At 42.1% G+C, this 1,218-nt stretch carries 1 protein-coding gene; it reads right to left on the bottom strand.

The window, feature by feature from the left end; translation table 11 throughout:
• Window positions 1-170: 170 nt before the first annotated feature.
• Window positions 171-1,160, bottom strand: a complete 990-nt coding sequence (locus ACRCJ0_RS14525) for a LacI family DNA-binding transcriptional regulator (protein ID WP_431388225.1) — start codon at window positions 1,158-1,160, stop codon at window positions 171-173.
• Between the last annotated feature and the right edge of the window lie 58 nt (window positions 1,161-1,218).

The following is a 1,218-nucleotide window of genomic DNA, read 5'->3' as shown; positions in this document are numbered from 1 at the left end:
TCAGGATCATTTGCAGAAAACCGTTCTTCATAATCCAATAGGCGACGCTTGGCTTCAGTTAATAATACCTGGGCCTTATCATGGACAATAGCTAGACTGATGGTTGTCCCCATGGCTTTAAATACAATTTCTTCTATTATTTTCACCTTCTATATGTCACAAGCTAGAAACTAGACAGTTCGTCCGGGAATTAATTTAATAGGCAGGACATACCGATTATCCGCATCCTTCTTGACCTCAAGCGAGTGGTCAATTTGTTGCAAGAGGACATCTACTAATAAGTCAGCCAAATCTTTAATGGGTTGGGCAATAGTCGTTAATTGCGGGACATAGGTCTGGATAAAGTCTGTACCGTCATAGCCCACTAACTTTAAATCATCCGGAATTATCATTCCCAATTCACTAGCGGTATTCATGACCAACATGGCCGTCAAATCATCCGAACAAAAAATAGCATCCGGTTTTTCTTCTAGTAATAAAGCTTTGATTATCAATTGCTTTCTAATTTGCGAAAAGTTCTTTGGAATGTTAGTGATTTGACCGTCTAAACCATGGGCCTTGGTCACATCCATAAAAGCCTGGTAACGCAAATATGTCGGCGAATTGGGATCATTGGCCCCAGTAATCATCCAAGGCTTGGTCGGTTGCCCCTTAAGTAAGGTTTCTGTCGCCAACTTCCCGCCCAGATAGTTATCAGAGGACACAATAGGAATATTTTCCCCGATATACCGGTCGAAAGAAATTACAGGCGCAGTCACCTGCTCGTAATCCGCATAATTCAAATTATGGGCCCCCGCAATAATCCCTTCCACTTGGTTGGATTGGAGCATATTCAAGTACTCAGCTTCCTTGTCAGCATCTCGCTCGCTATTACAGATGATGGTCTTATACCCCTTGGCAAAGAGGATTTGCTCCAGGTGGTTGACCAATTCTGCGTAAAAAATGGTGTCGATATTAGGAAAAATCAAGCCCACCAACTTGGTCGACTTGCCTTGTAAACTCCGTGCCAGTGAATTTGGATAATAATTCAATTCTTTCATGGCTGCATGGACTTTATCAATAGTTTGTTGTGATAAATAACCCTTTTGATTAATGACGCGACTCACTGTTGTTACTGAAACACCAGCTAAAGCTGCTACATCTTGTAACTTTGCCCGCAAGGTTCTTCCCCCTTATTCATTATTTTTGCAGGGGGTAGACCAGGTTGTTGTCAGTTCC

The sequence above is a fragment of the Aerococcus sp. L_32 genome, from assembly GCF_050689315.1.
This window is presented reverse-complemented; position numbering and strand designations above follow the sequence as displayed.